The 1,378-nt window shown below is 66.3% G+C and carries 1 protein-coding gene; it reads right to left on the reverse strand.

Annotated features, from left to right (window positions below):
- Positions 1-55 precede the first annotated feature (55 nt).
- Complete coding sequence (locus BSB02_RS39165; RefSeq protein WP_143591783.1) at positions 56-1,144, reverse strand: IS110 family RNA-guided transposase; 1,089 nt, start codon at positions 1,142-1,144, stop codon at positions 56-58.
- Positions 1,145-1,378: the final 234 nt, after the last annotated feature.

A 1,378-nucleotide genomic window follows, 5' to 3' on the forward strand; every position in this document is an offset into this window, starting at 1 on the left:
TGGGAGAAGGAACGCGCGGAGCTGGAGGACGAGCGTGATGACGCCCCTATGTCTGTCAAGCCGTCGATGATGAGGTTTGCGCTGGTGAGAGCGCTTCCCTGATTATTGGGAAGACTTCTCGAGCGACGTATCGCTTCAGACAGCGGATGATCTCCTTCTTGGACTTGCCCTCGGCGGTGCGCCGCTGCGCGTAGTCGCGAGTGCGCTGGTCGCGTCCGAGCCTGGTCAGCACGATGGTGTAGAGGGCGCTGTTGCTGCGCCGGTCACCGCCACGATTGAGACGATGCCGGGTCGTCTTTCCAGAGGACGCTTCGATGGGATTGACGCCGCACAGCGCGGCGAAGGCGGCCTCGCTGTTTAGCCGCTCAGGGTTGTCACCTGCGGTAATGAGGAGGGATGCGGCGGTGTCCGGGCCGATCCCGTGCCGTTCCAGCAGCTTCGGGGCGCAGCCGGTGATGATCTCGGTCAGGGCTCGTTCGTGGGCGCGGATCTCCTCGGTGAGTGCGAGGATCCGCAAGGCCAGGGTGCGTAGGACGGCGATGGCTGCGTCCTCGATCCCGACAAGGGAACCGGCCTGGAACCTGGAGCAGGTGCGCAGTAGCGCGGCCTGTCCGAGTCCCTTGAGCGAGTCGCGCAGACTTGGATCGGTTCGTGCGAGGACGGCCCTGAGCTGGTTGAGCGTCTGGGTTCGTGCCTTGATCGCGGAGTCCTTGGCCATCTTGAACAGCCGGACCATCTCGACCGCTCCGTCTCCGGTCTTGGCGATCGCCGTGGCTTCCCCGGCCAACACCGCCCGCGCGGCGTTCTCGGCATCGACGGCGTCGCTCTTGCCGCGTCGACGCCGCACCGCCCGGTTGGGCCGGTTGACCTCAAGGACCTGGATCTCCTGGCCGAGCAGGTAGCGGTTGAGTGCCACGCCATGGGAGCTGGTGCCCTCAACGCCGGCTCGGTGCAACCGGCCATGTCCTCGAGCCCAAGTCAGCAGCGCGGTGTAGCCTGCCGCGGTCGTCGGGAACGACCGGGTGGCCATGAGCCTGCCGAGAGTGGTGACGACTGCGGCGACGTGGGTGTCGGCGTGGGTGTCCACCCCCAAGACGATCTCGTCATCATCGACGCGGGTGGGCTCGGCAACGGCGCGGGTCACGGTTCTCCTCACAAGCTCGGGGGTCACCGCCGGGCGGAGGAGGTCAGGACTGTGACGATGCGCTCGCAAGGCCCCTATGGGGACACATCCCCGCCTGGTCGGCGGCACCGCCCAGGCCCAGACGACAGGTCATCACGAAGGCACAGCGGCCAGTCTCAAGCCGGGTCAGATATGGTATTCCGGGCGGTGCCTCTCCAGTCTCACAGTCCTCAAGCGTTCGGTGGTCTTGTGGGT

It is taken from the genome of Thermoactinospora rubra (genome assembly GCF_002093975.1).
Classification (GTDB): domain Bacteria; phylum Actinomycetota; class Actinomycetes; order Streptosporangiales; family Streptosporangiaceae; genus Nonomuraea; species Nonomuraea rubra_A.